The organism is Paeniglutamicibacter sp. NPDC012692 (assembly GCF_042901625.1).
GTDB lineage: Bacteria > Actinomycetota > Actinomycetes > Actinomycetales > Micrococcaceae > Paeniglutamicibacter.
In genome coordinates this window covers 1-3,150 of sequence record NZ_JBIBDE010000019.1, presented here as the reverse complement: position 1 = coordinate 3,150, position 3,150 = coordinate 1, and the positions used below count along the sequence as shown (strand labels likewise).

4 protein-coding genes are annotated in these 3,150 nt (G+C 68.7%); all 4 read left to right on the top strand.

What is annotated here, in order from left to right:
- A partial coding sequence (locus ACFY5D_RS22105) for an ABC transporter permease (protein ID WP_387534760.1) occupies positions 1–375 on the top strand: 375 nt, incomplete at its 5' end.
- On the top strand, positions 372–1,367 hold the full coding sequence (locus ACFY5D_RS22100) for an ABC transporter permease (RefSeq protein ID WP_387534758.1): 996 nt from the start codon (positions 372–374) through the stop codon (positions 1,365–1,367). The genes ACFY5D_RS22105 and ACFY5D_RS22100, both read left to right, overlap by 4 nt.
- Before the next feature lies 1 nt (position 1,368).
- Positions 1,369–2,418, top strand: a complete 1,050-nt coding sequence (locus tag ACFY5D_RS22095) for an ABC transporter ATP-binding protein (protein ID WP_387534756.1) — start codon at positions 1,369–1,371, stop codon at positions 2,416–2,418.
- A gap of 49 nt (positions 2,419–2,467) precedes the next feature.
- A partial coding sequence (locus ACFY5D_RS22090; RefSeq protein ID WP_387534762.1) for an ATP-binding cassette domain-containing protein occupies positions 2,468–3,150 on the top strand: 683 nt, incomplete at its 3' end.

The following is a 3,150-nucleotide window of genomic DNA, read 5'->3' as shown; positions in this document are numbered from 1 at the left end:
ATCGAGGCCTCCGCGGGCCTGGCGAGGCTGACCCGCACCTCCCTGGTGGACGTGCTGCGCGCCGAGTACCTGCGCACCGCCCGCGCCAAGGGCCTCTCCCCGAACCGGGTCATCTGGGGCCACGCGCTGCGCAACGCGATGATCCCGGTGGTCACCTACCTGGGCCTGTCCCTGGCGGGCATGCTCGGCGGGGCGGTGATCATCGAGGCGATCTTCAACATCCCCGGCATCGGCGGGCTGATGGTCACGGCCATCAACAACAAGGAGGGCACCGTCGTGGTGGGCATCGCCACCATGCTCGTGCTGGTGTACCTGATCTTCAACCTGCTCGTGGACCTGCTCTACGGCATTATCGACCCGAGGGTGCGGATATGAGCCAAGAAACCGAAACCAACCAGGCCGCCGACGAGCTGGACCCGTTGGCCCCGACCAACCCGATCACGCCCCCGGCGGGCCTGAAAACCCGCACCCCGAAGACGGCGGGCACCCCCGGCACCCCGGCGGGCTTCACCCCGCGCAAGGCCGCCAAGAAAATCAACCGCGGGCCCCTCTGGCTCAAGCCCCGCTTCCTGGTCTCCGGCACCATCGTGGCCCTCATGCTGCTCATGGCCGCGTTCCCGCAGCTCTTCGCCGGGTTCAACGCGGACCCGAACGCGAACTGCGACATCCTGAACACCAACCAGCCCCCGGGCCCCGGGCACCCCTTCGGCATGGACATCCAGGGCTGCGACTACTACACCAACGTGATCTTCGGGGCCCGGGCCTCCATCCTGGTCGGCATCGTGGTCACCGCGATCTCCTTCGTGATCTCCGCGGTGCTCGGCGCCCTGGCCGGCTACTTCGGCGGCTGGGTCGACACGATCATCTCCCGCGCCTGCGACATGGCCTTCGGCCTGCCGTTCATCCTGGCCGCGATCGTGGTCCTGCAGCTCTTCGCCGAGCGCACCGTCTGGACCGTCATCTTCGCCCTGGCCCTGTTCTCCTGGGCCGGCGGGGTCCGCTTCATGCGCTCCTCGGTCCTGGAGGTCCGCAACCGCGAATACGTCCAGGCCTCCCGGCTTTTGGGCGCCTCCCACGGGCGCGTCATCCGCACCCACATCGTTCCCAACTCGCTGACCCCGCTGCTGGTCCTGCAGACCCTGGGCATCGGCGGGGTCATCAGCGCCGAGGCCGGGCTCACGTTCATCGGCATCGGGCTGACCCCGCCCTCGGTGTCCTGGGGCCTGCAGCTGGCCGCGGCCCGCGAATACATCTCCGCGGCCCCGCACCTGCTGATCTTCCCGGCGATCTTCCTGACCATCACCGTGCTCGGCTTCGTGCTCTTTGGCGAGGCCCTGCGCGATGAGTTCGACCCGAAAGGCAAATAACGTGGGCACGAACCATACCCGCCCCACCGAGGGCAGTCCCGCGGGGGTTCCCGCGAGCACGGACGAGGTGTTGCTGCGCGTGAAGGACCTCGAGGTCGAGTTCAACACCTCCCGCGGCATCGCCACCGCCGTGAACGGCATGAACTTCGAGGTCAAGCGCGGCCAGGCGCTGGGCATCCTGGGCGAATCCGGCTCCGGCAAGTCCGTCACCGCCCGCGCCATCATGGGCATCCTGGACATGCCCCCCGCCCACATCCCGCAGGGGCAGATCCTGCTGGAGGGCGAGGACCTGCTCACCGTGACCCCCAAGCGCCACCGCCAGCTGGTCGGCTCCCGCGTCTCCATGGTCTTCCAGGACGCGCTCACCGCCCTGAACCCCGTCCACCCGGTGGGACGCCAGATCGGCGAGCTCTACCGCGTGCACCGCGGCTACTCCCGCAAGGACGCCCGGGCCGCGGCCATCACCATGATGGAGAAGGTGAAGATCCCGGCCGCGGCCAAGCGGGTGGATGACTACCCGCACCAGTTCTCCGGCGGCATGCGCCAGCGCATCGTCATCGCCATGGCCCTGGCCCTGGACCCGGTGCTGCTGATCGCCGACGAACCCACCACCGCCCTGGATGTCACCGTGCAGGCGCAGATCCTCGAACTGCTCAAGGAGCAGCAGGAGGAACGGAACATGGGCCTGATCCTGATCACCCACGACATCTCCGTGGTCAAGGAGGTCACCGACCAGGTCGCGGTCATGTATGCCGGACGCGTCGTGGAGCACGGGCCCACCGCCGAGGTGCTGGGCCGCCCCGGCCACCCCTACTCCAGGGGCCTGGGCGAATCGATCGCCGGGGAGGAGCTCAAGGGCCAGCGCCTGCCGGCGATCCCCGGCACGCCCCCGGACCTGCTGAACCTTCCGGCCGGGTGCTCGTTCGCGAACCGCTGCTCCTACGCCACCGAGGCGTGCAACGAGTCGATTCCCGCGCTGGAAACCCTCGAGGCCGGCCGCTTCGCGGCCTGCTTCCACACCCAGGAGGTCCTGAACCGTGTCAACGCCTGAAACCCTCACCCATCCGGCCCGCACGGACGGGACCAACGCCGTCCCGTTGATGGAGCTGCGCGGGGTCAAGCAGCACTACCCGGTCGCCCGCCACCTGCCCGTCGGCCCCCGCAAGGTCGTCAAGGCCATGGACGGCGTCGACCTGGCCATCGCGCCGGGCGAGACCCTCGGGGTCATCGGGGAATCCGGGTGCGGCAAGTCCACCCTGGCCCGCGTCATGGCCGGCCTGGAAAAACCCACCGAGGGAAAGGTGCTCTTCCGCGGCACCGACATCAACGACCTGCGCGGGGAAGCGCGCCGGGAGATGCGCCGGAACATCCAGCTGATCTTCCAGGACCCGTATTCCTCGCTGAACCCGCGGATGACCGTGGAGCAGCTGGTCGGCGAGCCCTTCGAGATCCACCCCGAAATCGCCCCCAAGGCCGGGCGGCGGGCGAAGATCCGGGAACTGCTGGAACTGGTCGGCCTGAACCCGGACCACGCCGAGCGCTACCCGCACAACTTCTCCGGGGGACAGCAGCAGCGCATCGGCATCGCCCGCGGCATCGCGCTGAACCCGAAGATGCTCATCTGCGACGAGCCGGTCTCCGCCCTGGATGTCTCGGTGCGCGCCCAGGTGGTGAACCTGCTCGATGACCTGCAAAAGGAACTCGGGCTCTCCTACCTGTTCATCGCCCACGACCTGCAGATCGTCCGGCACATCTCCGACCGCGTCGCGACCATGTATCTGGG

Excerpts from the sequence above, each read along its gene's own strand:
- ACFY5D_RS22100 (WP_387534758.1), top strand. The coding sequence starts at position 372 with ATGAGCCAAGAAACCGAAACCAACCAGGCCGCCGACGAGCTGGACCCG.